Origin of the sequence: Streptomyces sp. NPDC018964 (assembly GCF_044390325.1) — a bacterium.
GTDB lineage: Bacteria > Actinomycetota > Actinomycetes > Streptomycetales > Streptomycetaceae > Streptomyces.
On sequence record NZ_JBIRYZ010000004.1, the window covers coordinates 1,262 to 24,995 of the forward strand.

At 72.6% G+C, this 23,734-nt stretch carries 25 protein-coding genes and 3 tRNA genes; 22 read left to right on the forward strand and 6 right to left on the reverse strand.

Annotation, left to right across the window (positions count from 1 at the left end; all coding sequences use genetic code 11):
• Window positions 1-124 precede the first annotated feature (124 nt).
• Both ACH5AO_RS07635 and ACH5AO_RS07640 read right to left on the reverse strand, forming a co-directional pair.
• Entirely contained in the window at window positions 125-1,489 is a 1,365-nt protein-coding gene (locus ACH5AO_RS07635) for a sensor histidine kinase (protein ID WP_398922893.1), read from the reverse strand.
• Between the two features lie 110 nt (window positions 1,490-1,599).
• Window positions 1,600-2,871: a sensor histidine kinase gene (locus ACH5AO_RS07640; RefSeq protein ID WP_398922895.1), complete on the reverse strand. Its 1,272-nt coding sequence runs from the start codon at window positions 2,869-2,871 to the stop codon at window positions 1,600-1,602.
• Between the two features lie 242 nt (window positions 2,872-3,113).
• Here ACH5AO_RS07640 and ACH5AO_RS07645 point away from each other — a divergent pair, with 242 nt between their 5' ends.
• From ACH5AO_RS07645 to ACH5AO_RS07705, 13 genes are all read left to right on the forward strand, one after another.
• Window positions 3,114-3,506 carry an NADH-quinone oxidoreductase subunit A gene (locus tag ACH5AO_RS07645; protein ID WP_217133509.1) on the forward strand — a complete coding sequence of 131 codons (393 nt, stop codon included), beginning with the start codon at window positions 3,114-3,116 and terminating at the stop codon, window positions 3,504-3,506.
• Complete coding sequence (locus ACH5AO_RS07650; protein ID WP_030860846.1) at window positions 3,497-4,114, forward strand: NADH-quinone oxidoreductase subunit B; 618 nt, start codon at window positions 3,497-3,499, stop codon at window positions 4,112-4,114. The genes ACH5AO_RS07645 and ACH5AO_RS07650 overlap by 10 nt, the downstream gene beginning before the upstream one ends.
• A complete protein-coding gene (locus ACH5AO_RS07655; RefSeq protein WP_398922897.1) occupies window positions 4,111-5,505 on the forward strand; it encodes an NADH-quinone oxidoreductase subunit C in 1,395 nt (464 codons plus the stop codon). The genes ACH5AO_RS07650 and ACH5AO_RS07655 overlap by 4 nt, the downstream gene beginning before the upstream one ends.
• On the forward strand, window positions 5,502-6,470 hold the full coding sequence (locus tag ACH5AO_RS07660) for an NADH-quinone oxidoreductase subunit H (protein WP_398922900.1): 969 nt from the start codon (window positions 5,502-5,504) through the stop codon (window positions 6,468-6,470). The genes ACH5AO_RS07655 and ACH5AO_RS07660 overlap by 4 nt, the downstream gene beginning before the upstream one ends.
• A 2-nt stretch (window positions 6,471-6,472) precedes the next feature.
• The gene (locus ACH5AO_RS07665) at window positions 6,473-7,147 is read left to right on the forward strand and encodes a NuoI/complex I 23 kDa subunit family protein (protein WP_398922902.1); all 675 of its coding nucleotides are present in this window, start codon (window positions 6,473-6,475) and stop codon (window positions 7,145-7,147) included.
• Entirely contained in the window at window positions 7,144-7,809 is a 666-nt protein-coding gene (locus ACH5AO_RS07670; protein WP_398922904.1) for an NADH-quinone oxidoreductase subunit J, read from the forward strand. The genes ACH5AO_RS07665 and ACH5AO_RS07670 overlap by 4 nt, the downstream gene beginning before the upstream one ends.
• On the forward strand, window positions 7,809-8,216 hold the full coding sequence (nuoK, locus tag ACH5AO_RS07675) for an NADH-quinone oxidoreductase subunit NuoK (RefSeq protein ID WP_398922906.1): 408 nt from the start codon (window positions 7,809-7,811) through the stop codon (window positions 8,214-8,216). Before ACH5AO_RS07670 ends, nuoK begins: the two co-directional genes overlap by 1 nt.
• Window positions 8,213-10,210 carry an NADH-quinone oxidoreductase subunit L gene (locus ACH5AO_RS07680; RefSeq protein ID WP_398922908.1) on the forward strand — a complete coding sequence of 666 codons (1,998 nt, stop codon included), beginning with the start codon at window positions 8,213-8,215 and terminating at the stop codon, window positions 10,208-10,210. Before nuoK ends, ACH5AO_RS07680 begins: the two co-directional genes overlap by 4 nt.
• A gap of 6 nt (window positions 10,211-10,216) precedes the next feature.
• Window positions 10,217-11,791 carry a NuoM family protein gene (locus ACH5AO_RS07685; RefSeq protein WP_398922910.1) on the forward strand — a complete coding sequence of 525 codons (1,575 nt, stop codon included), beginning with the start codon at window positions 10,217-10,219 and terminating at the stop codon, window positions 11,789-11,791.
• The gene (locus ACH5AO_RS07690) at window positions 11,788-13,287 is read left to right on the forward strand and encodes an NADH-quinone oxidoreductase subunit N (protein ID WP_398922911.1); all 1,500 of its coding nucleotides are present in this window, start codon (window positions 11,788-11,790) and stop codon (window positions 13,285-13,287) included. Before ACH5AO_RS07685 ends, ACH5AO_RS07690 begins: the two co-directional genes overlap by 4 nt.
• Window positions 13,288-13,547: 260 nt before the next feature.
• Window positions 13,548-14,411: a zinc metalloprotease HtpX gene (htpX, locus tag ACH5AO_RS07695; RefSeq protein ID WP_398922913.1), complete on the forward strand. Its 864-nt coding sequence runs from the start codon at window positions 13,548-13,550 to the stop codon at window positions 14,409-14,411.
• Complete coding sequence (locus ACH5AO_RS07700) at window positions 14,408-14,803, forward strand: YccF domain-containing protein (protein WP_398922916.1); 396 nt, start codon at window positions 14,408-14,410, stop codon at window positions 14,801-14,803. The genes htpX and ACH5AO_RS07700 overlap by 4 nt, the downstream gene beginning before the upstream one ends.
• Before the next feature lie 107 nt (window positions 14,804-14,910).
• A complete protein-coding gene (locus ACH5AO_RS07705; RefSeq protein WP_398922919.1) occupies window positions 14,911-15,495 on the forward strand; it encodes an SMI1/KNR4 family protein in 585 nt (194 codons plus the stop codon).
• Window positions 15,496-15,908: 413 nt separating this feature from the next.
• Here ACH5AO_RS07705 and ACH5AO_RS07710 read toward each other — a convergent pair whose 3' ends face one another.
• Window positions 15,909-16,397: a YajQ family cyclic di-GMP-binding protein gene (locus ACH5AO_RS07710; RefSeq protein ID WP_108708220.1), complete on the reverse strand. Its 489-nt coding sequence runs from the start codon at window positions 16,395-16,397 to the stop codon at window positions 15,909-15,911.
• A 235-nt stretch (window positions 16,398-16,632) separates the two neighbouring features.
• Here ACH5AO_RS07710 and ACH5AO_RS07715 point away from each other — a divergent pair.
• Both ACH5AO_RS07715 and ACH5AO_RS07720 read left to right on the forward strand, forming a co-directional pair.
• Window positions 16,633-16,714: transfer RNA gene (locus tag ACH5AO_RS07715), tRNA-Tyr, on the forward strand.
• Window positions 16,715-16,821: 107 nt separating this feature from the next.
• On the forward strand, window positions 16,822-17,034 hold the full coding sequence (locus ACH5AO_RS07720; protein ID WP_398922922.1) for a hypothetical protein: 213 nt from the start codon (window positions 16,822-16,824) through the stop codon (window positions 17,032-17,034).
• Here ACH5AO_RS07720 and ACH5AO_RS07725 read toward each other — a convergent pair.
• Together ACH5AO_RS07725 and ACH5AO_RS07730 are read right to left on the reverse strand one after the other, a co-directional pair.
• Window positions 17,031-17,687: an NAD(P)H-binding protein gene (locus tag ACH5AO_RS07725; protein ID WP_398922923.1), complete on the reverse strand. Its 657-nt coding sequence runs from the start codon at window positions 17,685-17,687 to the stop codon at window positions 17,031-17,033. The two genes, ACH5AO_RS07720 and ACH5AO_RS07725, sit on opposite strands and share 4 nt — an antisense overlap.
• Before the next feature lie 63 nt (window positions 17,688-17,750).
• Window positions 17,751-19,022: an amidohydrolase family protein gene (locus tag ACH5AO_RS07730; RefSeq protein ID WP_398923623.1), complete on the reverse strand. Its 1,272-nt coding sequence runs from the start codon at window positions 19,020-19,022 to the stop codon at window positions 17,751-17,753.
• A 197-nt stretch (window positions 19,023-19,219) separates the two neighbouring features.
• Here ACH5AO_RS07730 and ACH5AO_RS07735 point away from each other — a divergent pair.
• The 7 genes from ACH5AO_RS07735 (at window position 19,220) to ACH5AO_RS07765 (ending at window position 22,662) form a co-directional block, all read left to right on the forward strand.
• A tRNA-Thr gene (locus tag ACH5AO_RS07735) sits at window positions 19,220-19,292 on the forward strand.
• 46 nt (window positions 19,293-19,338) lie between these two features.
• Window positions 19,339-19,411: transfer RNA gene (locus ACH5AO_RS07740), tRNA-Met, on the forward strand.
• A gap of 89 nt (window positions 19,412-19,500) precedes the next feature.
• Complete coding sequence (rpmG, locus tag ACH5AO_RS07745; RefSeq protein WP_003948671.1) at window positions 19,501-19,665, forward strand: 50S ribosomal protein L33; 165 nt, start codon at window positions 19,501-19,503, stop codon at window positions 19,663-19,665.
• 188 nt (window positions 19,666-19,853) lie between these two features.
• Window positions 19,854-20,306, forward strand: coding sequence for a MaoC family dehydratase N-terminal domain-containing protein (locus ACH5AO_RS07750; protein WP_398922925.1), 453 nt, complete (start codon window positions 19,854-19,856; stop codon window positions 20,304-20,306).
• A gap of 8 nt (window positions 20,307-20,314) precedes the next feature.
• The gene (locus ACH5AO_RS07755; protein ID WP_398923625.1) at window positions 20,315-20,743 is read left to right on the forward strand and encodes a MaoC family dehydratase; all 429 of its coding nucleotides are present in this window, start codon (window positions 20,315-20,317) and stop codon (window positions 20,741-20,743) included.
• A 58-nt stretch (window positions 20,744-20,801) separates the two neighbouring features.
• Window positions 20,802-21,857 carry a UDP-N-acetylmuramate dehydrogenase gene (locus ACH5AO_RS07760; RefSeq protein WP_398922927.1) on the forward strand — a complete coding sequence of 352 codons (1,056 nt, stop codon included), beginning with the start codon at window positions 20,802-20,804 and terminating at the stop codon, window positions 21,855-21,857.
• An 85-nt stretch (window positions 21,858-21,942) separates the two neighbouring features.
• Window positions 21,943-22,662 (forward strand): hypothetical protein, encoded by a 720-nt coding sequence (locus ACH5AO_RS07765; RefSeq protein WP_398922929.1) that lies wholly within the window; start codon window positions 21,943-21,945, stop codon window positions 22,660-22,662.
• Here ACH5AO_RS07765 and ACH5AO_RS07770 read toward each other — a convergent pair.
• Window positions 22,607-23,680 carry an adenosine deaminase gene (locus ACH5AO_RS07770; RefSeq protein WP_398922931.1) on the reverse strand — a complete coding sequence of 358 codons (1,074 nt, stop codon included), beginning with the start codon at window positions 23,678-23,680 and terminating at the stop codon, window positions 22,607-22,609. The genes ACH5AO_RS07765 and ACH5AO_RS07770 overlap by 56 nt on opposite strands.
• Window positions 23,681-23,734: the final 54 nt, after the last annotated feature.

A 23,734-nucleotide genomic window follows, 5' to 3' on the forward strand; every position in this document is an offset into this window, starting at 1 on the left:
AGCGGCGGGGGGGGGGGGGGGGGGGGGGGGGCTGGGGGGGGGGGGGGGGGGGGGGGGGGGGGGGGGGGGGGGGCCCGCGCCCCCCCCCCCACCCACCGGTTCCGTCAGTGACGCGGGCCCGCCCTCATCGTGTCCGCTGCACCCGCCACGGCAGCTCGGCGGTCACCCGCGTCGGGCCGCCGGCCGGGGAGTCCACCACCAGGATCCCGTCCACCGCGTCCAGCCGCTCCGACAGCCCGGCCAGTCCGGAACCCTCGGACGCATCGGCACCGCCCACGCCGTTGTCCACGACCTGGAGCATCAGCCGGTTCTCCGTCCGCCACACCTCCACGGCCGCCCAGGTCGCCCGCGCGTGCTTGCTGATGTTCTGCAGCAGCTCCGAGACGGTGAAGTAGGCGATGCCCTCGATGGCCGGCGCGGGCCGCTCCGCCAGATCCACCTCCACCCGCACCGGCACCGTGCACCGGGAGGCGACCGAGGACAGTGCCGCGTCCAGCCCCCGGTCGGTCAGGACCGCCGGGTGGATGCCGCGGGCGAGATCCCGCAGCTCCTGCAGAGCCGTCTTCACCTCGCCGTGCGCCTCGTCCACCATCCGCGCAGCGACCTGCGGATCCTCCCGCAACTTCTCCTTCGCCAGCCCCAGGTCCATGGCCAGGGCCACCAGCCGGGCCTGCGCCCCGTCGTGCAGATCGCGCTCGATGCGCCGCAGGTCCGCCGCCGCCGTGTCCACCACGACCCCGCGGTCCGACTCCAGCTCCACCACCCGCGTGGCCAGCCGCGACGGTCCGAGCAGCCCGTGCACCATCACCCGGTCCACCATCGTCAGCGCCCGCACGATCCACGGCGTGGCGAGGGTGAACAGCAGACCCACTCCCGCGGTCACCCCGATCTCGAACGGGTTGTCCAGGTAGATCCGGTGGTGCTCGTCGCCGTACAGCTGCATGCCGGGCTGATCGCCGTACGCCGGCAGGACCCAGAACCACAGCGGATACGTCAACAGCGACCAGCCCACCGACCAGACGACCACGCTGACGGAGAAGGAGAACACCGCCCACGGCAGCTGCAGCACCGCGTACAGCAGGGCCCGCCAGGAGGTGCCGCTCTTGAGCACGGCCCCGATCCACGCGGTGAACCCCCGCCGCTTCATCCGCAGCGGCTCCGGCTCGGCCACCTCCAGACCCAGCAGCCCCCGGGCCCGAGCCCGCTCCACCGCCCCGAACCCGCGGCAGCCGACGAGCGCCGCCGCCAGCACCGGGACGCCGAGGAACGTCACCAGCAGGCCCGCCCCCAGCGACACCATCGTCACCGCGTAGGTGAACAGCACAATGCTGATCGGCAGGCTCAGCAGCACGTACCCCAGCTCGCGCCAGGTGCGCCCCTCGACCGGCGCCCGCAGCGCGGCCGGCAGCCGGTGCCGCCGCTCCCCGGCGTATCCGGAATGTCCGGGCTCCGCGGGGAGCCCGTAGCCCTGTCCGTACTCCGTGGCCATCGGTCCCGTCCTTCTCCTCGTCCGGCGGCTGTGCTGTCGTACCTCCAGACTGCTCCGCCGCAGGTCGGCGGACCATGGAGTCCGTCGCAGTCTTGAACGGGGGGTTTTCCCTACCTCCGGCCGCGGACGGACGCCGCCTTGGACGCCCGCTTGCCCCCGCCCGGCTCCTCGGCCAGGGCACCGGAACGGTCCCGCCACGGCAGCTCGGCCGTCACCGTCGTCGGGCCGCCCTCCGGCGACTCCACGACGAACAGGCCGTCCACCGCGCCCAGCCGGTCGGCCAGACCCCGCATGCCCGTCCCGCCGTCCAGGCTCGCGCCCCCGCGCCCGTCGTCCCACACCTGTATGAGCAGCCGGCCCTCCGACCGCCACACCTCCACCGCGGCCGACCGGGCCCGGCTGTGCTTGCTGACGTTCTGCAGCAGCTCCGAGACGGTGAAGTAGGCGATGCCCTCGATGGCCGCGGCCGGCCGCTCGTCCAGATCGACCGTCACCTTCACCGGCACCGTGCACCGGGAGGCGACCGAGGACAGTGCCGCGTCCAGCCCCCGGTCGGTCAGGACCGCCGGGTGGATGCCGCGGGCGAGATCCCGCAGCTCCTGCAGCGCCAGCTTCACCTCACCGTGCGCCTCCTCGACCATCGACGCCGCGGCGTCGGGGTCCTCCAGCAGCTTCTCCTTGGCCAGACCCAGCCCCATCGCCAGATTGACCAGCCGGGCCTGCGCCCCGTCGTGCAGATCGCGCTCGATGCGCCGCAGGTCCGCCGCCGCCGTGTCCACCACGACCCCGCGGTCCGACTCCAGCTCGGCTATGCGCCGCTCCAACTCGTCGGAGGGCGACAGCAGGCCGCGCACTATCGCCCGGTCGGCGTTGGCCAGGCCCCGCACGACGAACGGCAGCACCGGCCACAGCACGAACAGACCGGCCAGCGTGACGGTGAAAGTGAGGACGCCCCACGGCAGCCGTATCAGCTCGTACAGAACGGTCCGCCAGCCCACCGGGTCCTTGACCGCCATCCACAGATGCGGCCAGAACCCGCCGGGCCCGCGCCTCGGCAGCCGGCTCGGCTCCTCCACCCGCACCCCGAGCAGCTTCCTGGCCCGCGCCCGCTCCATCCTGCCCAGCAGCCGGGACCCCATCAGCCCGAGCGCGAGCAGCGGGAACCCGACCACCGTGACGGTCAGCCCGACACTGGTGAACAGCATGGTCACCGTGTAGACGAAACCGACCAGCGACACCGGCAGGTTCGCCAGGAGATGGGCGATCTCCTTCCAGGTGTGCGCGTCGTACGCGAAACGGGCCGGTGGCGGGCGGTCGTCGCGCCCGGCCGGTTCCGGGACCGCCGTCATGGGCGTGCCCGGATTCGGGAATGGTTCGGTCATGGGCACAAGCGTGCCCGGAGCCGGGGGCTCGCGCCATGAGGTGGACCGCCAGGACGTACTGAGGAAAACCCCACCCCCGCATGCCGAGCGGTGACAGGCTGCTTACGGTGCATTTATGAGGGCCTAGACTCCCGTGCGTACAGATCGTCGGACCGTGACGTTCACCGGCACGGATCACGGGCACGGCACAGGCACGGGCCAGGCATGGGCCAAGGCGCCGATCAAGGGAGTGAGGGGCGGACGTGCGGGAATCGACCGTCGTCGCGGCGGACTACTTCCAGTCCTACTCGGTCGTCGGACTGCTCGCCGTCGTCGGCCTGCTGTTCGTCGCCGTCGCCTTCGGGGCGGGACGCCTGCTGAGGCCGGTGGTCCCCACACCCGAGAAGCTCCTGACGTACGAGTGCGGGGTCGACCCCGTCGGCGAGGGCTGGGCCCACACCCAGGTCCGCTACTACGTCTACGCCTTCCTCTACGTGATCTTCGCCGTCGACTCGATCTTCCTCTTCCCCTGGGCGACCGTCTTCGCCGCCGACGGCTACGGCGCGACCACCCTCGTGGAGATGTTCATCTTCCTCGGCTTCCTCGCCGTGGGACTGCTGTACGCATACAAGAAGGGCGTCCTGACATGGACGTGAACCCTGCCGCCCCCGAGCCCGTCCTGCTCCCGGAACCGAAGCGGCTCGGCGCGCTCGCCCGGCTGGCGCCCGAGCCGATGAAGGTGGTCCTCAACTGGGGCCGCCGCTACTCGTTGTGGGTCTTCAACTTCGGCCTCGCCTGCTGCGCGATCGAGTTCATCGCCGCGTCGATGGCCCGCCACGACTTCATCCGCCTCGGCGTCATCCCCTTCGCGCCGGGACCGCGCCAGGCCGACCTGATGGTCGTCTCCGGCACGGTCACGGACAAGATGGCGCCCGCGGTGAAGCGCCTGTACGAGCAGATGCCCGAGCCCAAGTACGTCATCTCCTTCGGCGCGTGCAGCAACTGCGGCGGCCCGTACTGGGACTCCTACTCCGTCACCAAGGGCGTGGACCAGATCATTCCGGTCGACGTCTACGTCCCCGGCTGCCCGCCCCGGCCCGAGGCGCTGCTCCAGGGGATCCTGAAACTCCAGGAGAAGATCGCACGGGAGTCGCTGGGGGAGCGGTACGGGTCCGCCTCCGGCGCGGGGCGGCCCTCGGCGGCGGCGCTGCGGAGCGGGCTGGTCCGGCCGCCGGCGCCGTCCGGTGAGGGGGAGGGCCGATGACCGCGGTCGGCTGGCTCCCCGCCGGCGCCGAGGAACTGTTCGGCCCGGAGGCCACGGCGGAGGAGTCGTACGGCGTCCTGACCGTCGACGTACCGCCCGCCTCCTGGATCACCGCGCTGGAGGCCGCGCGCGACCGGGTCGGCTGCACCTTCTTCGACTGGCTGAGCGCGGTCGACGAACCCGGCACCGGGTTCCGCGTCACGGCGCACGTCGCCGCCCTGGCCCCGGTGCGGCGCCTGCTGCTGCGCACCACGGTGCCGCACGAGGCCCCCGCGCTGCCCTCCGCCGTGGACGTCTACGCGGGTGCCGCGTGGCACGAACGCGAGACGCACGAGATGTTCGGCGTCGACTTCACGGGCCACCCGGGCCTGGACCACCTGCTCCTGCCGGACGGTTTCGAGGGCCACCCGCTGCGCAAGGACTTCGTCCTCGCGGCCCGGGTCGCCAAGGCATGGCCCGGCGCCAAGGAACCCGGGGAGTCCGAGCACGGCGGCCCCAAGCGCCGCCAGATGCTTCCCCCCGGCGTCCCCGACCCGAACGAATGGGGCCCCCTCAAGGGCCAGCTCCCCCCGGCCCCGGCCCGCCCGGCCAGAGGCACGGGCAGGACGGCGGCGGGCGCGGCACGAGCGGCAGGAGACCGCCCCCGCCGTACCCGTACGGCGGGGGAGGGTTCCGCCAGTCAGTCGGCCGCCCCGGAGGCCCCCGCCCAGCCCACGACCCGGCCGCGTCGCACCCGTACGGCCGCGGAGGGTTCGGCGAGCCAGTCGGCCGCCGAGTCCTCCGCCCAGCCCCGCCGCACCCGCACGGCGGCGGAGGGTTCCGTGAGCCAGGCCGCGGAGGCGCAGCCCGAGCCGACCGTTCCGACCGCCGCCCCCGCACGACGTGCGCGGAGCGCGAGCGAAGGGTCGGCGTCGCAGCGTTCCGGCCCTCCCGCGGCCGACGGCCCCCGCCGGGCGCGCACCGCGTCCGAGGGATCCGCGAGTCAGCGCGCCGCCTCGAAGGCCCCGGAACCGTCCGACGAGCCCGCGACAACGGGCGACGCGTCCGCCGCCCCCGCGCCCACCGAGGACCGCCGGGACCGAAGGCCTCCTGCCGCTCCCCGCAGCCCGGACGCCCCCTGGCACCACGCCCAGCCTGCCTTCGCCCAACCCGGGCCGGAGACGGAACCCGGGCCGGAGACGGAACCCGACGCCGGTCCGGCCCGCGAGGCCCGGGGGAACGCGGCTCCGGACACCGACTCGGAGCCCGAAGCCGGCACCGGACCCGACGCCGATGCCGACACGGCCTCCGAGCCCCGTGCGGAGACCGAAGGCGACCTCAAGCCCCGCGCGGAGACCGAAGGCGACCCCGAGACCCCCACCCCCGAAGACCCCTCAGGAGGCCTGCGGTGAACGACGTGCCCGACGTCGCCCTGCGACTCCTGGTCGTGTTCGTCGTCTTCCTCACCTTCCCCCTGATCGTGGGTCAGACCGAGCACAAGGTGATGGCCCACATGCAGGGCCGCCTCGGCCCGATGTACGCCGGCGGTTTCCACGGCTGGGCCCAGCTCATCGCCGACGGCGTGAAGTTCGCGCAGAAGGAGGACGTGGTCCCGGCCGGCGCGGACCGGCGTATCTTCCAGCTCGCCCCCGCCGTCGCCCTCCTGCCGTACCTCCTCGTCCTGCTCGCCGTCCCGATCGGCCCGGGCGAGGGCGCGGTCGGCCAGGTGATCGACGCCGGCGTGTTCTTCGTCCTCGCCGTCATGGGCGTCGGCGTCCTCGGTTCGCTCATGGCCGGCTGGGCCTCCGCCAACAAGTTCTCCCTCCTCGGCGGCCTGCGCACCGCCGCCCAGCTCCTCGCGTACGAACTCCCGATGCTGCTCACCGCCGCCTCGGTGGCGATGGCGGCCGGCACCGTCTCCCTCGTCGGCATCCTCGACGCCTTCGAGTGGTGGTGGGTGCCCTGGCAGATCACCGGCGCGCTCGTCTTCTTCGTCGCCGGCCTCGCCGAACTTCAGCGCCCGCCCTTCGACATGCCGGTCGCCGACTCGGAGATCATCTTCGGCGCGTACACCGAGTACACCGGCCTGCGCTTCGCCCTGTTCCTCCTCGCCGAGTACGCCGGGATCGTCGTCCTGTGCGGTCTGACCACCGTCCTGTTCCTGGGCGGCTGGCACGGCCCCTGGGGCGCCGACGGACTCGGCTGGGTCTGGACCCTGCTGAAGACCGCGGTCCTCGCCTTCGTCGTCATCTGGCTCCGCGTCACCTACCCCCGGCTGCGCGAGGACCAGCTGCAGAAGCTCTCCTGGACCCTCCTCGTCCCCCTCTCCCTCGCCCAGATCGCCCTCACCGGCATCGTCAAGGTGGTGATCCGGTAACCATGGCTCCCTTCCCCGGCTCTGGTCTGGCCAAGGGCCTGGCCGTCACCCTGCGGACGATGACGAGGAAGTCCGTCACCGCCCCGTACCCGGACACCCAGCCCGACCTTCCGCCCCGCACCCGCGGTGTGATCGGCCTGTTCGAGGAGAACTGCACGGTCTGCATGCTGTGCGCCCGCGAGTGCCCGGACTGGTGCATCTACATCGACTCCCACAAGGAGACGGTCCCGGCGGCGACGCCCGGCGGCCGCGAGCGCAGCCGCAACGTCCTCGACCGCTTCGCCATCGACTTCTCCCTGTGCATGTACTGCGGTATCTGCATCGAGGTCTGTCCTTTCGACGCCCTGTTCTGGTCGCCGGAGTTCGAGTACGCCGAGACCGACATCCGCGACCTCACCCACGAGCGCGACAAGCTCCGCGAGTGGATGTGGACCGTCCCGGCCCCGCCCGCCCTCGACCCCGGAGCCGAGGAACCGAAGGAACTCGCCGCCGCCCGCAAGACCGCCGACAAGCTCGCCGCCGCCCGGGCCGCGGAGACGGCCGCCCCGCCCCCGGCACCATCGGCCGGCACCGAACCGCACGCCGACGAGCAGGCCCGTGCCGCCGAGTCACCCACACGACCGGCGGGCGAGTCGAAGCAGCAGGCGGACCAGCCACGGCAGGAGGGCCGGGAATGACCCCCGCAGCGACTCTCGGTGGCCTCGCGACCGGCACCGTGAACCTGGCGGCCGAGTCCCGCGGCTTCCTCTCCCCGACCGGTGTGGAGATCGCCTTCCTCCTGGTCGGTCTGGTCACCTTCGGGGCCGCCGTCGTCACCGTCACCACCCGGCAGCTGGTGCACGCCGCCCTGTGGCTGGTGGTCGCCCTCGGTGGCCTCGCCGTCGAATACCTCCTGCTCACCGCCGAGTTCATCGCCTGGGTACAGGTCCTCATCTACGTCGGCTCCGTCGTCGTCCTCCTCCTGTTCGGGCTGATGCTCACCAGGGCCCCCATCGGCCGCTCACCGAACGCCGACTCCGGCAACCGCCGGGTCGCCCTCGCCGTGGCCGTCACCGCCGCGGCGGCCCTGGTCTGGGTCGTCGTCGACGCCTTCCGGACCACCTGGATCGACCTGGACGGCGCCCCCGCCGGCTCCACCGACGTCACCGGCGCGAGCCTCTTCCAGCACTGGGTCCTCCCCTTCGAGGCCCTCTCCGTCCTCCTCCTCGCAGCCCTCGTCGGCGCGATCGTCCTGTCCCGCAAGGCGAAGGCCGACGCCGCGGCCGGGCGGGCGACGGCCACCGGCCCGAGCGCGTCCGGCGCGACGCACACCCGGCGCGGTACGGAAGGGACCCGCTGATGCACCTCGTCTATCCCGCAGTCCTGTCCGCCCTCCTCTTCTGCACCGGCCTGTACGGCGTCCTCGCCCGCCGCAACGCGATCCTCGTCCTGATGTCGGTCGAGCTGATGCTCAACGCCGTCAACCTCAACCTGGTCGCCTTCGACGTCTGGCTCAGCCGGACCGCCGAGGACACCCTGCACTCCGGCCAGGCCCTCACCCTCTTCACCATCGCCGTCGCCGCCGCCGAGATCGGCATCGGCCTGGCGATCGTCCTCGCCGTGTACCGCAACCGCGGCACCTCGGACATCGACAAGCTCCGCGACACCGCCGAGGGCCACGAACCCGACGGCCCCGACAGCGACACCACCGGCCGCGAAGCCCTCGCACCCCAGGCGGCCGGCGAGAAGGCCGAGGCCACCGCGTGACCACGACCACCCTCGCCGTCCTCGTCCCCCTCCTTCCGTTCCTCGGCGCGCTCGCCGGGCTGCTCCTGGGCCGCACGGCCCCCGGATTCGTCCGCCCGCTCGCCGTCCTGCCGACGTTCGCCTCCCTCGCCCTGGCCGCCACGGTCGCCTGGCGCCAGGGCGGGGGCCGGGCCGTCGACGCCGCGACCGAACTCACCCCCACCGGCTCGGTCCCGATCGAACTCGCCCTGCACATCGACGGCTTCGCCGCACTGACCGCCGTCCTGGTCACCGTCGTCGCCGCCTGCGTGCAGATCTACTCGACGGGCTACCTGCGCGACGACCCGCGCTACCCCTCCTACGCCGCCCTCGTCTCCCTGTTCACCTCCGCGATGCTCCTGGTCGTCTACTCCGGCGACCTGATGGTCCTGCTGGTCGGCTGGGAAGTCATGGGCATCTGCTCCTACTTCCTCGTCGGTCACTACTGGGAGACCCCCGAGGCACGCGCCGCCTCCCTCAAGGCCTTCCTGGTCACCAAGCTCGGCGACGTCCCCTTCCTCATCGGCCTGTTCGCCGTCGCCACCGAGGCCGGGTCCTTCCGCATCACCCGCGTCCTCGGCGCCGTCGCGAACGGCGGCATCGAACACCCCACGCTGATCGCCCTGCTGCTCCTGGCGGGCGTGGCCGGCAAGTCGGCGCAGTTCCCGCTGCACACCTGGCTCCCCGACGCGATGGCGGGCCCGACCCCCGTCTCCGCGCTGATCCACGCCGCGACCATGGTCGCCGCCGGCGTCTACTTCATCGCCCGTCTCCTTCCGCTCTTCGAGGCATCCCAGGCCGCGATGACCGTCCTTGCCGTCATGGCCGCCGTGACCATGGCCGGCTCGGCGCTCGCCGCGCTCGCCCAGGACGACATCAAACGCGTCCTCGCCTACTCGACGATCGGCCAGCTCGGCTACATGACCGGCGCCCTCGCCGTCGCCGACCGCGGCGCCGCCGTCTTCCACCTCCTGTCCCACGGCGCCTTCAAGGCGCTGCTGTTCCTCGCGGCCGGCGTGGTCATCCACGCCGCCGGCACCAACTCGCTGGCCGCCATGTCCCGCATGGGCCACCTGCGCGACCGGGTCCCCGACGCCTACTGGACGATGACCGTGGCGCTCCTCGCACTCGCCGCGATCCCGCCCTTCAGCGGCTTCTTCTCCAAGGAGGCCGTCCTCGGAGTCGCCGAACACGTCGTCACCGGCCACACCGAGCACGCCCCCGCCGCGGCGGGCTGGATCGTCCTCCTCGCCGGCCTCGTCACCGCCCTGCTCACGGCCGCGTACGCGATGCGGCTGTGGCTGCTGGCCTTCCGCGGACACGGAACCGAGGCACCCGACCACGGCAGGCAGCCGCTGACGATGACCACGGTGCTGTGGGTGCTCGCCGTACCGTCCCTCGCGCTCGGCGGGTTCGCCTTCCGCGTACTGCCCGACTGGTTCGACGGCCACGACCTGGCCCCGACGCTCACCACCTCCGTGCTCGGCACGGGTGTGGCCCTGATCGGCGGCATCATCACCTACGCCACCTGGCGGCACACCACCGCGCACGCCGCCGCCCGCCTCCCCCTCGGCGCCGTCGCCGCCCACCCCGGGGGCGACGCCGGACGAGTCGAGGCGGAGGCCATCGCCAGCCACGAACCGGCCTACGGGGACATCGCGTACGCGCCCGACCCGTCGGACCCCGGACGGCTGCTGCTCGGCCCGCTGCACCGCCACGCGGCCGCCGGCTTCCACCTGGACGCCGTGTACTCGGCCCTCTTCGTCCGCCCGGTCCGCGCCGGCGCGAGCCTCGTACGGTTCCTCGACCGCGAGGTCGTCGAGACCTACGTACGCGGCGCGGGCGCCCTGCCCCGCTGGCTCGGCACCGCCGTACGACGGGCCCAGACGGGCAATCTGCAGACCTATGTGAGCGCGCTGCTCGCCGGCACCGTCGTCCTCGCGGTCGCCGCCGTCCTCGTCGCCACGGGAGCGTGAGCAGGCGTGATCGATATCAACGAGTCCGTGATGCAGTTCCTTCTGGCGTTGATCGTCGTCGGCCCGCTCCTCGGTGCCGCCGCCGCCCTCCTGCCGGCCCCGCCCGGACTGAAGGGGAAGTCACCCGACCAGGCGGTACTCCGCCACGGCGTCACCGTCACCGCCGCGATCCTCATCGCGGCGATCGTCCTCGCGCTCGGCTTCGACCACGACCAGCCGTCGAGGATGCAGGCCACGACCGACATCAGCTGGATCCCCGCACTCGACGTGCGCATCCACCTCGGCACCGACGGCATCTCCCTCCCCCTCCTGGTCCTGACCGCCCTGCTGACCTTCCTCAGCGCCCTCTACTCGTACTTCAAGCCGCCCACGGGACCGTCCCCGAAGGCCTTCGTCGCCCTGCTGCTCGTCCTCGAGTCCGGCACCCTGGCGACCTTCGCCGTCCTCGACCTGATCCTGTTCTTCCTCGCCTTCGAGACGGTCCTCATCCCGATGTACTTCCTCATCGCCCGCTGGGGCGGCGAGGGCCGGGCCGAGGCCGCCTGGAGGTTCATCCTCTACACGCTGCTCGGCTCCGTGGTCATGCTGCTCGGCCTGCTCCTGATCGGAATCGAGGCGGGCACCTTCGACATGGTGGCACTCGCCACTGACAACGGCCGGCCCCTGACCACATCCGTGCAGGTCATCGCCGTACTCGCGATCGGGATCGGGCTCGCGGTGAAGACCCCGATGTGGCCGCTGCACAGCTGGCTGCCCGACGCCCACACCGCCGCGCCGACCGTCGGCTCGGTCCTGCTGGCCGGTGTCCTGCTGAAGATGGGCACGTACGGGTTCGTGCGGATCCTGCTGCCCGCCGCACCGGACGGCTTCCGCACCTTCGCGCCCTACCTCGCCGCGTTCGCCGTCGTCGGCGTCGTCTACGGATCCCTCGCCTGCCTGGCCCTCGCCAAACGGGGCGCGAAGGGCGACCTCAAACGCCTCATCGCCTACTCCTCCGTCGGCCACATGGGCTTCGTCCTCCTCGGCATCGCGACCATGACCCCGACCGGCGTCAACGGCGCCCTGTTCGCCAACATCGCCCACGGCCTCATCACCGGCCTGCTGTTCTTCCTGGTCGGCGCCCTCAAGGACCGCACCGGCAGCACCGACCTCGACACCCTCGCGCAGGAGACCGGCGCCGCCCTCTACGGCAAGGCCCCCCGCCTCGGCGGCCTGCTCGCGTTCGCCGCCGTCGCCTCCCTCGGCCTGCCCGGCCTCGCCGGATTCTGGGGCGAGATGCTCGCCCTGTTCGGCGCCTTCGACCCCGCCGACGGCCTCAGCCGCCCCGCCTTCCTCACCTTCACGGCCATCGGCGCCTTCGGCACCCTGCTGACGGCCGCGTACCTGCTGGTCGTGGTCCGCAGGGTCTGCATGGGCGCCGCACCCCAGGACGCCCCGGAACTCACCGACGTGCGCCCCTACGAGCTCGCGGCCTGGACCCCGCTCGTCGTCCTCACCGTCGTCGCCGGGCTCTGGCCCAGGGCCCTCCTCGGCCTGACCGACCCGGCCGTGCAGCAGCTCCTCGCAGGAGGCACCCGATGAGCTCCCTCGTCCAGTCCGTCGACTGGCTGGCCATCGCGCCGCCCACCATCGCGGCGGTCGTCGGACTCGTCGTCCTCGTCGCCGACCTGTTCGTGAGCGAGGCCAGGAAGCCGCTCCTCGGCTGGTTCTCGGTGGCCGGACTCGCCGCCGCCACCCTCATGCTGCTGCCCCTCCTCGACGCCGACCGCGGCACCTTCTGCCTGGTCGGCGAGGAAAGCGTGTGCAGCTACACCGCGGACCGCTTCGCCCTCGTCATCCAGTTCCTGGTGCTCGGCGGCGCCCTCCTGGCCGCCCTCCTGTCCGTCACCGCCCTCAAGGACGAGGGCAAGCGGCTCCCCGAGGGCGAGTACTGGTTCCTGTTCCTCTCCTCCGCGGCCGGCGCCGCCCTCCTGCCCGCCTCCCGTGACCTCGCGACCCTCGTCGTCGCCCTGGAGGTCGCCTCCCTGCCCGCCTTCGCCCTGGTCGGCCTCAGGCACGGCGACCGCAGGTCCTCCGAGGCGGCCCTGAAGTTCTTCCTGTCCTCCGTCACCGCCACCGCCGTCAGCCTGCTGGGCGTCAGCTTCGTCTACGCCGCCACCGGCACCCTCCACCTCACCCTGATCGCCGAACGCGTCCAGGACGTCGACGGACAGCTCCACACCCTCACCCAGACCGGTGTCGTCCTCACCCTCGTCGGCTTCGCCTTCAAGACCGCCGCCGTCCCCTTCCACTTCTGGGTCCCCGACACCTACGTGGGCGCCCCCCTGCCGATCGCCGCCTACCTGTCGGTCATCGGCAAAGCGGTCGGCTTCTCCGGCCTGATCCTCGTCACCGTCGTCGCCCTCCCCTCGTACGCCGACGTCTGGGGCCCGGCCCTCGCCGCGCTGGCCGCCCTCACCATGACCGTCGGCAACGTGGGCGCCCTCAGACAGCGGGCCACGCGCGCGTACAGCGCGGTACGCCTCCTCGCCTGGTCGTCCGTCGGCCAGGCCGGTTACCTCCTGGTGCCGGTCGCCGCCGCCGCGTACTCCGGCGACCCCGAGAAGTCCATCGGCTCCACCGTCGCCTACGCCCTCATGTACGGCGCCGTGAACCTGGGCGCGTTCGCCGTGGCCGCCCTCGTCGGCCGCGCGCACCGCCTCAACCGCGTCGCCGACTACCGCGGCCTCCACGCCTCCAGTCCCCTCACCGCGCTCCTCCTGGCCTTCTTCCTGCTCTGCCTCGCCGGACTCCCGCCGGGCGTCATCGGCCTCTTCGCCAAGGTCACCGTGTTCTCCGCGGCCGTCGACGCCGGACTGGGCTGGCTCGCCGTCGTCATGGCCGTCAACGTCGTCATCGCGCTGGTCTACTACCTCCAGTGGACGGCCCTGCTGTTCCGCGCCCCCGAGGGCGAACCGGTGAAGCACCGGCTCCCCGCCCCCCTCACCGCCGCCCTCGCCCTGACCGGCGTCCTCGGCGTCGCCCTGTCCGGCGCACCCCAGCTGGTCCTGCGCTTCACCGGCACCGGGCTCTTCTGAGCACACCGGGCCGCGCCCGCACGCGCGCGTACGGCCACCGCACGCCCACGCCCCCGCGCGTGCGGGGCGCTCCGGACGGCCGTCACCCGGACGGGTGACACGCGCCATCACGCGCACAAGGGAACTAGTGCCCTTCGCCTCGCGTTGACCGGTACGGGAGGGTCCACTGGACGTGACACCACCAGCCCAGTGGGCAGCGCAGGTCAGAAGGAAGATCAGCAAGTGAGGGTCCCCCTGCCGCACGACTTGGAGGGCGCACCGTGCACCGCCGGCACAACGGGCTCAGGACAGCGGTCCTCCTCGGGGGACTGTCCGCACTCATCATCGTCATCGGCGGCTTCTTCGGCCGCACGGGGCTCGTCGTCGCCGTCCTGATCGCGCTGGGCACCAACGCGTACGCGTACTGGAACAGCGACAAGCTGGCCCTGCGCGCGATGCGCGCCCGCCCGGTGAGCGAGTTCGAGGCCCCGGGGCTGTACCGCATGGTCCGTGAACTCTCCACCCAGGCCCGTCAGCCCATGCCCCGCCTGTACATCTCCCCGACCGAGGCCCCCAACGCCTTCGCCACCGGCCGCAACCCGCGCAACGCGGCCGTGTGCTGCACCGAAGGCATCCTGCGCCTGCTCGACGAGCGGGAGCTGCGCGGCGTCATCGGCCACGAGCTCAGCCACGTCTACAACCGCGACATCCTGATCTCCTCGGTCGCCGGCGCCCTCGCCTCCGTGATCATGTTCCTGGTCAACTTCGCCTGGCTGATCCCGATCGGCCGCTCGGACGACGACGACGGCCCCGGCCTCCTCGGCATGCTGCTGATCATGATCCTCGGGCCGCTCGCCGCGTCCCTCATCCAGCTGGCCATCAGCCGCTCCCGGGAGTACGAGGCCGACGCCTCCGGCGCCCAGCTCACCGGAGACCCCCTCGCCCTCGCCGGCGCCCTGCGCAAACTGGAACACGGCACCAAACAGCTCCCCCTGCCCCCCGAGCCCCGCATCGAGACGGCCAGCCACATGATGATCGCCAACCCGTTCCGCCCGGGCCAGGGGCTCTCGAAGATGTTCTCCACCCACCCGCCGATGGCGGAACGCATCGCCCGGCTCGAGAAGATGGCAGGTCACCATCAGTGAAGACCATCCTGAATCTCATATGGCTCGTCTTCAGCGGCTTCTGGCTGTTCCTCGGCTACCTGCTCGCGGGCGTGCTGCTCTGCGTCACGGTCATCGGCATCCCCTTCGGGGTCGCCGCCTTCCGCATAGGCGTCTACGCCCTGTGGCCCTTCGGGTACACGACGGTCGAACGCCGGGACGCGGGAGCCCCGTCCTTCCTCGTCAACGTGCTGTGGCTGCTCCTCGCGGGCTGGTGGCTGGCGCTCGGCCACGTCCTCACCGGCATCGCCCTGTGCGTGACGATCATCGGAATCCCGCTCGGCATCGCCAACTTCAAGCTGATCCCGGTCTCGCTGTTCCCGCTGGGCCGCGAGATCGTGCGGACGGACCGGTCGTTCACCCAGCGCGGGTGAGGCGGGAGGCGCCCTCGCCGGTCGCGTCATGACCGGGGCGTTGTCCACAAGCCGAAGGTCGTCCACAGGCCCGAGCGGATGTCAGTGGCGGACCGCATCATGAACACATGACCGAGCACGAGCAGTTGCTGACACAGGTGGCGAACAAGGCCCGTGACACCCGCCCATGGGGCCGGCCCTCCCTCCCCGACCCCGTCGACGCGACCGCACTGGCGCGCGCCGAGGCCACACTGGGCTTCGCCCTGCCCCCACTGCTCGCCGAGCTCTATCTGCGCATAGCCGACGGCGGATTCGGCCCCGAGTACGGACTGCTGCCCCTCCTGGACAGCGAGCCCTCCGGTGAACCCGCCGCCGTGGCCCAGTACCTCGCCCGCCGCGAGAGCGGCCGCGAGGACCCCGACTGGCCCTGGCCCGAGGGAGTGCTGCCCATATCCCACTGGGGCTGCGGCATGTACGCCTGTGTGGACCGCCGTTCGCCCCGGGCCACCGTCCTCCTCTTCGAACCCAATCCGGGCGACCCCGACCACGCCTGGTTCCTCGACGCGCCCGGCCTCGCCGACTGGCTCCACTCCTGGGTCCGGGGCACGGGCTGGTACGAGGAGGAGAACGAGGGCATGGACCTGGCGCCGTGGACCGGTCTCCACGGTCCCGCGGCACCGGCACAAGCGCCGGCAGCGGCGCCGAGGCCCTGACCGGGCCGCCGTACGCCCCCCTGCCGTCCGTCGTCCCGTCCGCGCACGCCGTGCACCACCACGTCCGCCGGCAGACCCCGGCTCCCGTGGCCACCGGAACCCAGGACCGCCGGAACACCGGCACCACGACGCCGACCGGCGTCACCGGCGCGTTCGTCGACGGCCCGACATCGGCGCACCGACGCGACCACCCGGTCCCGGGGAGTTCCGCGACGGCACCACCCGGGCCACCGCGGTCGGCGGCTCGCCGGCCCTCCTGATCGCCTGCCGCATCCCGCTCGGCCGCTCACGGGCCCGACCGGACACCGCGCCCCGAACCACCGCCGGCAGGCGAGAAGGGCGGCTACCGCCGGGGTGCCGCCCTTCCTCGTGCCCGTGCGGCGCGTGAACGCCACGCCGCCGGCCGGCCGGACCTACCGGTAGTTCACGAACTGCAGGGCGAAGTCGAAGTCCTTGCCCTTGAGCAGCGCGATGACGGCCTGCAGGTCGTCGCGGCTCTTGGAGCTGACCCGCAGCTCGTCGCCCTGCACCTGGGCCTTCACGCCCTTCGGGCCCTCATCGCGGATGATCTTCGCGACCTTCTTCGCGTTCTCCTGGGAGATGCCCTCCTCGATGGACGCGAAGATCTTGTACTCCTTGCCCGAGAGCTGGGGCTCACCCGCGTCCAGGGCCTTCAGGGAGATGCCCCGCTTGATCAGCTTGGACTGGAAGACGTCGAGGACTGCCTTCACCCGGTCCTCGGAGTTCGCCTCCATGAGGATCTTCTCCCCGGACCACGAGATCGAGGCCCCCACGCCCTTGAAGTCGTAGCGCTGCGAGATCTCCTTGGCGGTCTGGTTGAGGGCGTTGTCGACCTCCTGCCGCTCGACCTTCGAGACGATGTCGAAACTGGAGTCGGCCATGTCCTGTGGCTCCTTGTATCGGGGTGCGTACCGGGCTGCGCACCGGATGCGTACCGGCGTACGTGAAGCGGCCCCCGAGCCCGGCATCGGTCCCCGGCCGCATCCGGACCAGCCTAGTCACCCCCCGGCCTCCGGGTGGCGATCAATCGGGTGGCGAAGCACCCCTGTCCATCGGGTATTGTTTACGTCGTTGCCAGGGAGAACCGCCGAAAAGCGGTTCGACGGCAGCAACCCCGGCGGTGTGCCCGAGCGGCCAAAGGGAGCAGACTGTAAATCTGCCGGCTCAGCCTTCCCAGGTTCGAATCCTGGCGCCGCCACACTGGGGAAGACCCCCTCCAATCGCGGAAACGCGGTCGGAGGGGGTCTCTTCGTTTCTGCGGGCGCTCCCTGTCCGCGGGCGGAGGCTCCGGGGCACACTGGCCCCATGTCGTCCCGCCGCCGCCCCTGTCCCGAGTGCCGTCGTGAGATCGCCGTCGTCGCCGGGCGGTACGCGCGGCACGATCCGCCCGGTGCCCGGGGGAGCGGGGAACTGACCTCGTGCCCCGGGTCACGCAGGCACGCCCCGCTCGGTGCGGAGCAGCCCTCGCTGGACGGTCACGTGGTGCCGGAGTTCCCGGGGCAGATGCCCCTCTTCTAGTTGCCGGCCACCGACTTCACGGCCACCGACACCGGCGCGGGGCCGCTGATCAGCTCCAGGGTCAGGCCGGCCGTCGCGGGGGTGTCCACCAGCTCCGCCAGCACGGCGGCCACGTCGTCGCGCGGGACCGGGCCGCGGCCCGTGTGGGCCTCCAGGCGGACCAGGCCGGTGCCGGCGTCGTCGGTGAGCCGGCCGGGGCGCAGGATCGTCCAGTCCAGGGCGTCCAGACCGCGTACGTACGCGTCCGCCTCGCCCTTGGCGCGCAGGTACACGTCGAAGACCTCGTCGCCCTCGTGGGCCGGGTCCGCGCCCATGGACGACACGACCACGAAACGCCGTACGCCCGCGCGGACGGCCGCGTCGGCGAAGAGGACCGCCGCCGCCCTGTCCACCGTCTCCTTGCGGCCCGCGCCGCTGTTCGGCCCGGCACCCGCCGCGAACACCGCCGCGTCCGCGCCCTCCAGCCGCTGCGCGACCTCCTCCACCGACGCCGACTCCAGGTCGAGCACGACCGGTTCGGCGCCCAGGCTCCGCAGTTCGTCGGCCTGTTCGGGCCTGCGGATGATGCCCGCCGCCTCGTCCCCGCGCGCGACGAGCAGCCGCTCCAGCCGCAGCGCGATCTGACCATGACCACCAGCGATGACAATGCGCATGCCTCCGACCGTACGCCGGGCCGATCCCGTCCGCCGCGCAACGCCCCGGGGACCGGTCCGGCTCTACGCGCTGCCGTGGCCCTGCCGGGGCAGCCCCGGTTCCACCTCCGCCGGCGAGGCCGCCGAACCGTGGTACTCCCGCACCGCGCTCGTCCGCGACACCACCCGCCCCCCGTGCACCACGACGCGGCTGTACCCCAGTGACAGCGCCTCCGGGAGTCCGTCCCCGCGGACCGCCAGCAGTTCGGCAGGGAAGCCCGCCTCCACGCGCACCTCGGGCAGCCCCAGGGCCGCCCGCGCCGACGTGCTCACCGCGGCGTAGGCGTCCTCGGCGGACAGCCCGTGGCGGGAGGCCAGCAGGTACGCCGCCTCCAGCGGGTCGCCGCGGCCCACCGGGTTCGACACGTCCCGCAGGGCGCCGCTCCCGGCGGCCACCCGCACCCCCGCCGACCGCAGCAGCCGTACCGGCGCCGTGCCCCGGCGGTCCACGGCGCCGCAGCCGCCCTGCGGCAGGCACACCACCGTCACCCCGGCCGCCGCGAGCCGGTCCGCGGTCCGCGCGGCCGGTTCGGCGGGCAGCCGGGCGAGACCGCCGCACGGGCCGAGGGCGACCCCCGCCCGCAGCCCGCCCGCCATGGCCGCGAACCGGGCCAGCCGGGCGGGATCGGCGGCGTCCGTGTGCAGATCGACGGGGCAGCCGTGTTCGGAGGCGACCTCCAGGACCGCCTCCACGTACCCCGTGGGATCGGGGTCGAGATCGGGGCAGCCGCCCACCACGGACGCGCCCATCTTCACCGCGTCCCGCAGCACCGCGAGCCCGTCCGCCCCGGCCACCCCGGTCAGCAGCCGCGGCACCGCCACCGTCGTCAGTTCGGCCAGCCCGCGCAGCGAGCGCTCCGCCCGCAGCACGCCGGTCAGCGCGCCCAGCCCCGCCACGTCGCCCACGCGCACGTGCGCCCGTAGGGCCGTCGCGCCGTGCGCGAGCTGGAGCAGCGCGGCCTTTGTCGCGCGGCGCTGGACGTCCTGGGGGTCGTACGAGACGGGGCCGCCGTCGGCGGCGGACAGAGCCGTGTCCGCGTGGGCGTGGGGTTCCGCGGGGGCCGGCAGGAGCAGACAGCCGGTGAGATCGACCTGCGTGCCGCACGCGCGCGTGCCGTCCGCCGCCAGGCTGCCGGCCGTGCCGACCGCCTCGATGCGCCCGCCGGCCAGCCGTACGTCCACGGTCCGGCCGTCGGTGAGGCGCGCGCCGCACAGCAACAGCGGTTCCGGCTCGGCCGGAACCGGACCCGGGGACGAGGGCGGACGGGGCGGCGGCTGCGGCCGGCTGTCGGGCATCGCGTTCCAGGGGCTCGGGCTGCGCGCGGAGGGCAGGGTCACGCAGGCAAGATCACGCAGAGTGAGTCGAGCGTAGGCCGGAGGCCCGTTCCCCGCCGGGAGGAGCCCAATAGTCGTACCGGCGTGGTCCGCTCGGGGAGAGGGGCCGAAACGGATTTGGGCGAACGGCGGCGGACCGTGTAATGTCTTCATCGCTCGCCCCAATAGCTCAGTCGGCAGAGCGTCTCCATGGTAAGGAGAAGGTCAACGGTTCGATTCCGTTTTGGGGCTCTGGTGTGTGAGGTTCCCGCCGCGAGGCGGGGCCCGATCGCATCACAGCGGTGTAGCTCAGTCGGTAGAGCAAGCGGCTCATAATCGCTGTGTCACCGGTTCAAGTCCGGTCACCGCTACAGACAGTAGCCGATTGCGGGGTCGGTCCTTCGATCGGCTACTCTTCATTGCGTAAATACAGTCAATCCGTTCGTCAAGGAGCACTCACGTGGCTGCCACCGACGTCCGCCCGAAGATCACGCTGGCCTGCGTGGAGTGCAAGGAGCGGAACTACATCACCAAGAAGAACCGGCGTAACAACCCGGACCGTCTTGAGATGAAGAAGCACTGCCCGCGTTGCAACGCGCACACCGCGCACCGCGAAACGCGATAAAACAGGCTCGTACACGAGGCCGTCCCCCCACCCAGGGGGGCGGCCTCGTGTCGTTTTCCCGTCGACCGGACACGGTCAGGACCGGCCGACCGCAAGGCGGACCGGGCAGACCAGGCAGAGACCAGTCGGATCAGGCAGACCGGTCGGATCACAGGCAGACACAGGCAGACACAGGAGGTGCCGCGCGCATGGCGCTCGACCAGTCCTTCGTGGGGCGGAGCTACCCGCCCACCGAGCCCTACGAGGTGGGCCGGGAAAAGATCCGCGAGTTCGCCGAGGCGGTGGGGGACACCAACCCCGCGTACACGGACGCGGAGGCCGCCAAGGCGCTCGGCCACCCCGATGTGATCGCCCCGCCCACCTTCGTGTTCGCGATCACCTTCAAGGCCGCCGGGCAGGTCATCGCCGACCCGAAGCTCGGCCTCGACTACAGCCGGGTGGTGCACGGCGACCAGAAGTTCGCCTACGTCCGTCCCGTGCGCGCCGGTGACCGGCTCACGGTCACCTCGACCATCGAAGCGGTCAAGTCGATGGCCGGCAACGACATACTGGACATCCGCGGTGAGGTGCACGACCAGGACGGCGAGCACGTCGTCACCGCCTGGACCAAGCTGGTGGCCCGCGCGGCCGAGGAGGCGTGAGCGACACCATGACGGCGAAGATCTCCTACGCCGACGTCGAGGCCGGCACCGAGCTGCCCGCGCAGACGTTCACCGTGACCCGGGCCACCCTCGTCCGGTACGCGGGTGCCTCCGGCGACTTCAACCCCATCCACTGGAACGAGAAGTTCGCCAAGGAGGTCGGTCTGCCCGACGTGATCGCGCACGGCATGTTCACCATGGCCGAGGCGATCCGCGTGGTGACCGACTGGGTGGGCGACCCGGGAGCGGTCGTCGAGTACGGCGTCCGCTTCACCCGTCCGGTCGTCGTCCCCAATGACGACCTGGGCGCCACCATCGAGGTCAGCGGCAAGGTCGCCGCCAAACTCGACGACCACACGGTCCGCGTCGACCTCACCGCGACCAGCGCCGGACAGAAGGTGCTGGGCATGTCACGGGCGGTCGTCCGGCTGGGCTGAGCCGGGCCGGACACGGCGGGGCGGGGGCTTGTCGGTGCCGTCTCGTAGTCTTGGGCCCGTGCAGGAACTCCACGACGCCCCCCTCGCCCCGCTGACCACCTTCCGGCTGGGCGGCCCCGCGACCCGGCTGGTCACCGCGACGACCGACGACGAGGTGATCGCCACCGTCCGCGAGGCCGACGACAGCGGTACGCCGCTGCTGGTCATCGGCGGCGGCTCCAACCTGGTCATCGGCGACAAGGGCTTCGACGGCACCGCCCTCGTCGTCGCGACCAAGGGCTTCGCCCTGGACGGCACGCGCCTGGAGCTGGCCGCGGGCGAGGTGTGGACCGACGCCGTCGCCCGCACCGTGGAGGCGGGTCTCGCCGGCGTCGAGTGCCTGGCCGGCATCCCCGGCTCGGCGGGCGCCACCCCGATCCAGAACGTCGGCGCGTACGGCCAGGAGGTCTCCTCCACCCTCACCGAGGTCGTCGCCTACGACCGCCGCACCCGCGAGACCGTCACCCTCGGCAACGAGGAGTGCGCCTTCTCCTACCGCCACAGCCGCTTCAAGGCCGACCCCGAGCGCTACGTCGTCCTGCGCGTGCGCTTCCGGCTGGAGGACGCCGGCGGACTGTCCGGGCCGGTCAAGTACGCGGAGACGGCCCGCGTGCTCGGCGTGGCGCCCGGCGAGCGGGTCCCGCTGGCCACCGCCCGCGACACGGTGCTGAAGCTCCGTGCCGGCAAGGGCATGGTGCTGGACCCCGAGGACCACGACACCTGGTCGGCCGGCTCCTTCTTCACCAACCCGATCCTCGACGACGAGACGTTCGCCGCATTCCGTACGCGCGTACGGGAGCGGTTGGGGGAAGGCGTCGAGCCGCCCGCCTATCCCGCCGGCGAGGGACGGACCAAGACCTCCGCAGCCTGGCTGATCGACAAGGCCGGTTTCACCAAGGGGTACGGCAGCGGTCCGGCCCGCATCTCCACCAAGCACACCCTCGCGCTCACCAACCGCGGCGACGCCACCACGGAGGACCTGCTGGCGCTGGCCCGCGAGGTCGTGGCGGGCGTCCGGGACGCGTTCGGGATCACCCTGGTGAACGAGCCGGTCATGGTCGGCGCCGGCCTCTGAACGGCACGGACCCCGCCGGGGCCGCGTCATTCCGTTGCCGCGCCCGGCCCGTCGTGCGTATCCCTGACGTCATGAGGGAGCCTCCGTGCGGCTGAGGGTCGACGAGTTCCGGCCGCGCGCCGGCCGGTACGCCTTCCGGGTCGTCCAGCCGCGCCCCGCGCTGCGGCACACCACGCTCAGCGACCCGATGCGCGGCTGGGGCCACCTGCTCGGGGACCACGACGGACTGGCCCGCCTCGCCGGGCTGTTCTCCTTCGCGGCGTACTCCCCGCACACGGTCGTCCACATCCCCCTCCGGCAGAGCGTGCCCCGGGACCACACCCCGGGCGTGCCCGTCGACCTGGTGCTCGCCCACCAGTCGCTCGGACTGCGGCCCTCCGTGTGGCCCGCCCTGCGCCGCGGACTCACTCGGGGCGTCCCGCGGACCGTCCGCACCGACGAGCGGCGCACCGCGCGCCACGGCTCGGCCTGGGAGGAGCGCTGGGAGCGGCGCTGGGACCGCCTGCCCCGGGCCGACCGCATCCAGCCCGCCGTCCACGCCCGGACGCTGTTCCTGTCCGGCGCGCGGGACACCTTCGCCGCCGCGTCCCTGCAACTCGGCTGGGCGGCCGGCCACGGCCCGCTCGGCAGGGGGGCGGGCAAGGGGTACGACGTGCTCGGCGCCTCGCTCACCACGCTGCTGCCCCTGTCCCGGGGACGGGGGACGGAGCTGGACATCGGCTTCCGGGCGTACCCGCCCCTGGCCCACTTCAGGCGACCGGGGCGGCCAGCCAGGCGTCGACGCCCGACAGCAGCTTCTCCTTGACGTCCTGAGGCGCCGCCGACCCCCGTACGGACTGCCGGGCCAGCTCGGCGAGCTCCGCGTCGGTGAAGCCGTGGTGCCGGCGGGCGATCTCGTACTGTGCCGCCAGCCGGGAGCCGAACAGCAGCGGGTCGTCCGCGCCCAGCGCCATCGGCACGCCCGCCTCGAACAGCGTGCGCAGCGGCACGTCCTCCGGCTTGTCGTACACGCCGAGGGCGACGTTCGACGCCGGGCACACCTCGCAGGTGACGCCCCGGTCCGCGAGGCGCTTCAGCAGCCGCGGGTCCTCGGCCGCCCGCACACCGTGCCCGATCCGGTGCGCCTCCAGGTCGTCCAGGCAGTCCCGCACCGACGCGGGGCCCGTCAGCTCGCCCCCGTGCGGTGCCGACAGCAGCCCGCCCTCGCGCGCGATCGCGAACGCCCGGTCGAAGTCGCGGGCCATCCCGCGCCGCTCGTCGTTGGAGAGCCCGAAGCCGACGATCCCCCGGTCGGCGTAGCGCACGGCCAGCCGGGCCAGCGTGCGGGCGTCCAGGGGGTGCTTCATCCGGTTGGCGGCCACCAGTACCCGCATGCCGAGCCCGGTGTCGCGGGACGCCGAGTCCACCGCGTCGAGGATGATCTCCAGCGCCGGGATCAGCCCGCCCAGCCGGGGCGCGTACGACGTCGGGTCGACCTGGATCTCCAGCCAGCCCGAGCCGTCCCGCAGGTCCTCCTCGGCCGCCTCCCGCACCAGACGCTGGATGTCCTCGGGCGCTCTGATGCACGAGCGCGCCGCGTCGTACAGCCGCTGGAAGCGGAACCAGCCGCGCTCGTCCGTGGCGCGCAGTCTCGGCGGCTCCCCGCCGGCCAGCGCGTCGGTCAGCGCCTCGGGCAGGCGGACGCCGTACTTGTCGGCCAGCTCCAGCAGGGTGCCGGGCCGCATGGACCCGGTGAAGTGCAGGTGCAGATGGGCTTTCGGCAGTTCAGGGAGATCACGTACACGCGGGGGGTTCGGGGGGTACCCCCCTGAAGAGCTCAGCATTCACCGATCCTGCCGCACGTCTCCGCCGTCCCGGTAGCACTTTCCCCTTTCGTG

What these genes read in the sequence shown, in the direction of transcription:
- ACH5AO_RS07730 (WP_398923623.1), bottom strand. Translation starts at nt 19,022, where the DNA reads ATGCCCGACAGCCGGCCGCAGCCGCCGCCCCGTCCGCCCTCGTCCCCG.
- ACH5AO_RS07665 (WP_398922902.1), top strand. Translation starts at nt 6,473, where the DNA reads ATGGCTCCCTTCCCCGGCTCTGGTCTGGCCAAGGGCCTGGCCGTCACC.
- ACH5AO_RS07655 (WP_398922897.1), top strand. Translation starts at nt 4,111, where the DNA reads ATGACCGCGGTCGGCTGGCTCCCCGCCGGCGCCGAGGAACTGTTCGGC.
- ACH5AO_RS07720 (WP_398922922.1), top strand. Translation starts at nt 16,822, where the DNA reads ATGTCGTCCCGCCGCCGCCCCTGTCCCGAGTGCCGTCGTGAGATCGCC.
- ACH5AO_RS07640 (WP_398922895.1), bottom strand. Translation starts at nt 2,871, where the DNA reads ATGACCGAACCATTCCCGAATCCGGGCACGCCCATGACGGCGGTCCCG.
- ACH5AO_RS07670 (WP_398922904.1), top strand. Translation starts at nt 7,144, where the DNA reads ATGACCCCCGCAGCGACTCTCGGTGGCCTCGCGACCGGCACCGTGAAC.
- ACH5AO_RS07705 (WP_398922919.1), top strand. Translation starts at nt 14,911, where the DNA reads ATGACCGAGCACGAGCAGTTGCTGACACAGGTGGCGAACAAGGCCCGT.
- ACH5AO_RS07710 (WP_108708220.1), bottom strand. Translation starts at nt 16,397, where the DNA reads ATGGCCGACTCCAGTTTCGACATCGTCTCGAAGGTCGAGCGGCAGGAG.
- ACH5AO_RS07750 (WP_398922925.1), top strand. Translation starts at nt 19,854, where the DNA reads ATGGCGCTCGACCAGTCCTTCGTGGGGCGGAGCTACCCGCCCACCGAG.
- ACH5AO_RS07690 (WP_398922911.1), top strand. Translation starts at nt 11,788, where the DNA reads ATGAGCTCCCTCGTCCAGTCCGTCGACTGGCTGGCCATCGCGCCGCCC.
- nuoK (WP_398922906.1), top strand. Translation starts at nt 7,809, where the DNA reads ATGCACCTCGTCTATCCCGCAGTCCTGTCCGCCCTCCTCTTCTGCACC.
- ACH5AO_RS07650 (WP_030860846.1), top strand. Translation starts at nt 3,497, where the DNA reads ATGGACGTGAACCCTGCCGCCCCCGAGCCCGTCCTGCTCCCGGAACCG.
- ACH5AO_RS07770 (WP_398922931.1), bottom strand. Translation starts at nt 23,680, where the DNA reads ATGCTGAGCTCTTCAGGGGGGTACCCCCCGAACCCCCCGCGTGTACGT.
- ACH5AO_RS07725 (WP_398922923.1), bottom strand. Translation starts at nt 17,687, where the DNA reads ATGCGCATTGTCATCGCTGGTGGTCATGGTCAGATCGCGCTGCGGCTG.
- ACH5AO_RS07635 (WP_398922893.1), bottom strand. Translation starts at nt 1,489, where the DNA reads ATGGCCACGGAGTACGGACAGGGCTACGGGCTCCCCGCGGAGCCCGGA.
- ACH5AO_RS07755 (WP_398923625.1), top strand. Translation starts at nt 20,315, where the DNA reads ATGACGGCGAAGATCTCCTACGCCGACGTCGAGGCCGGCACCGAGCTG.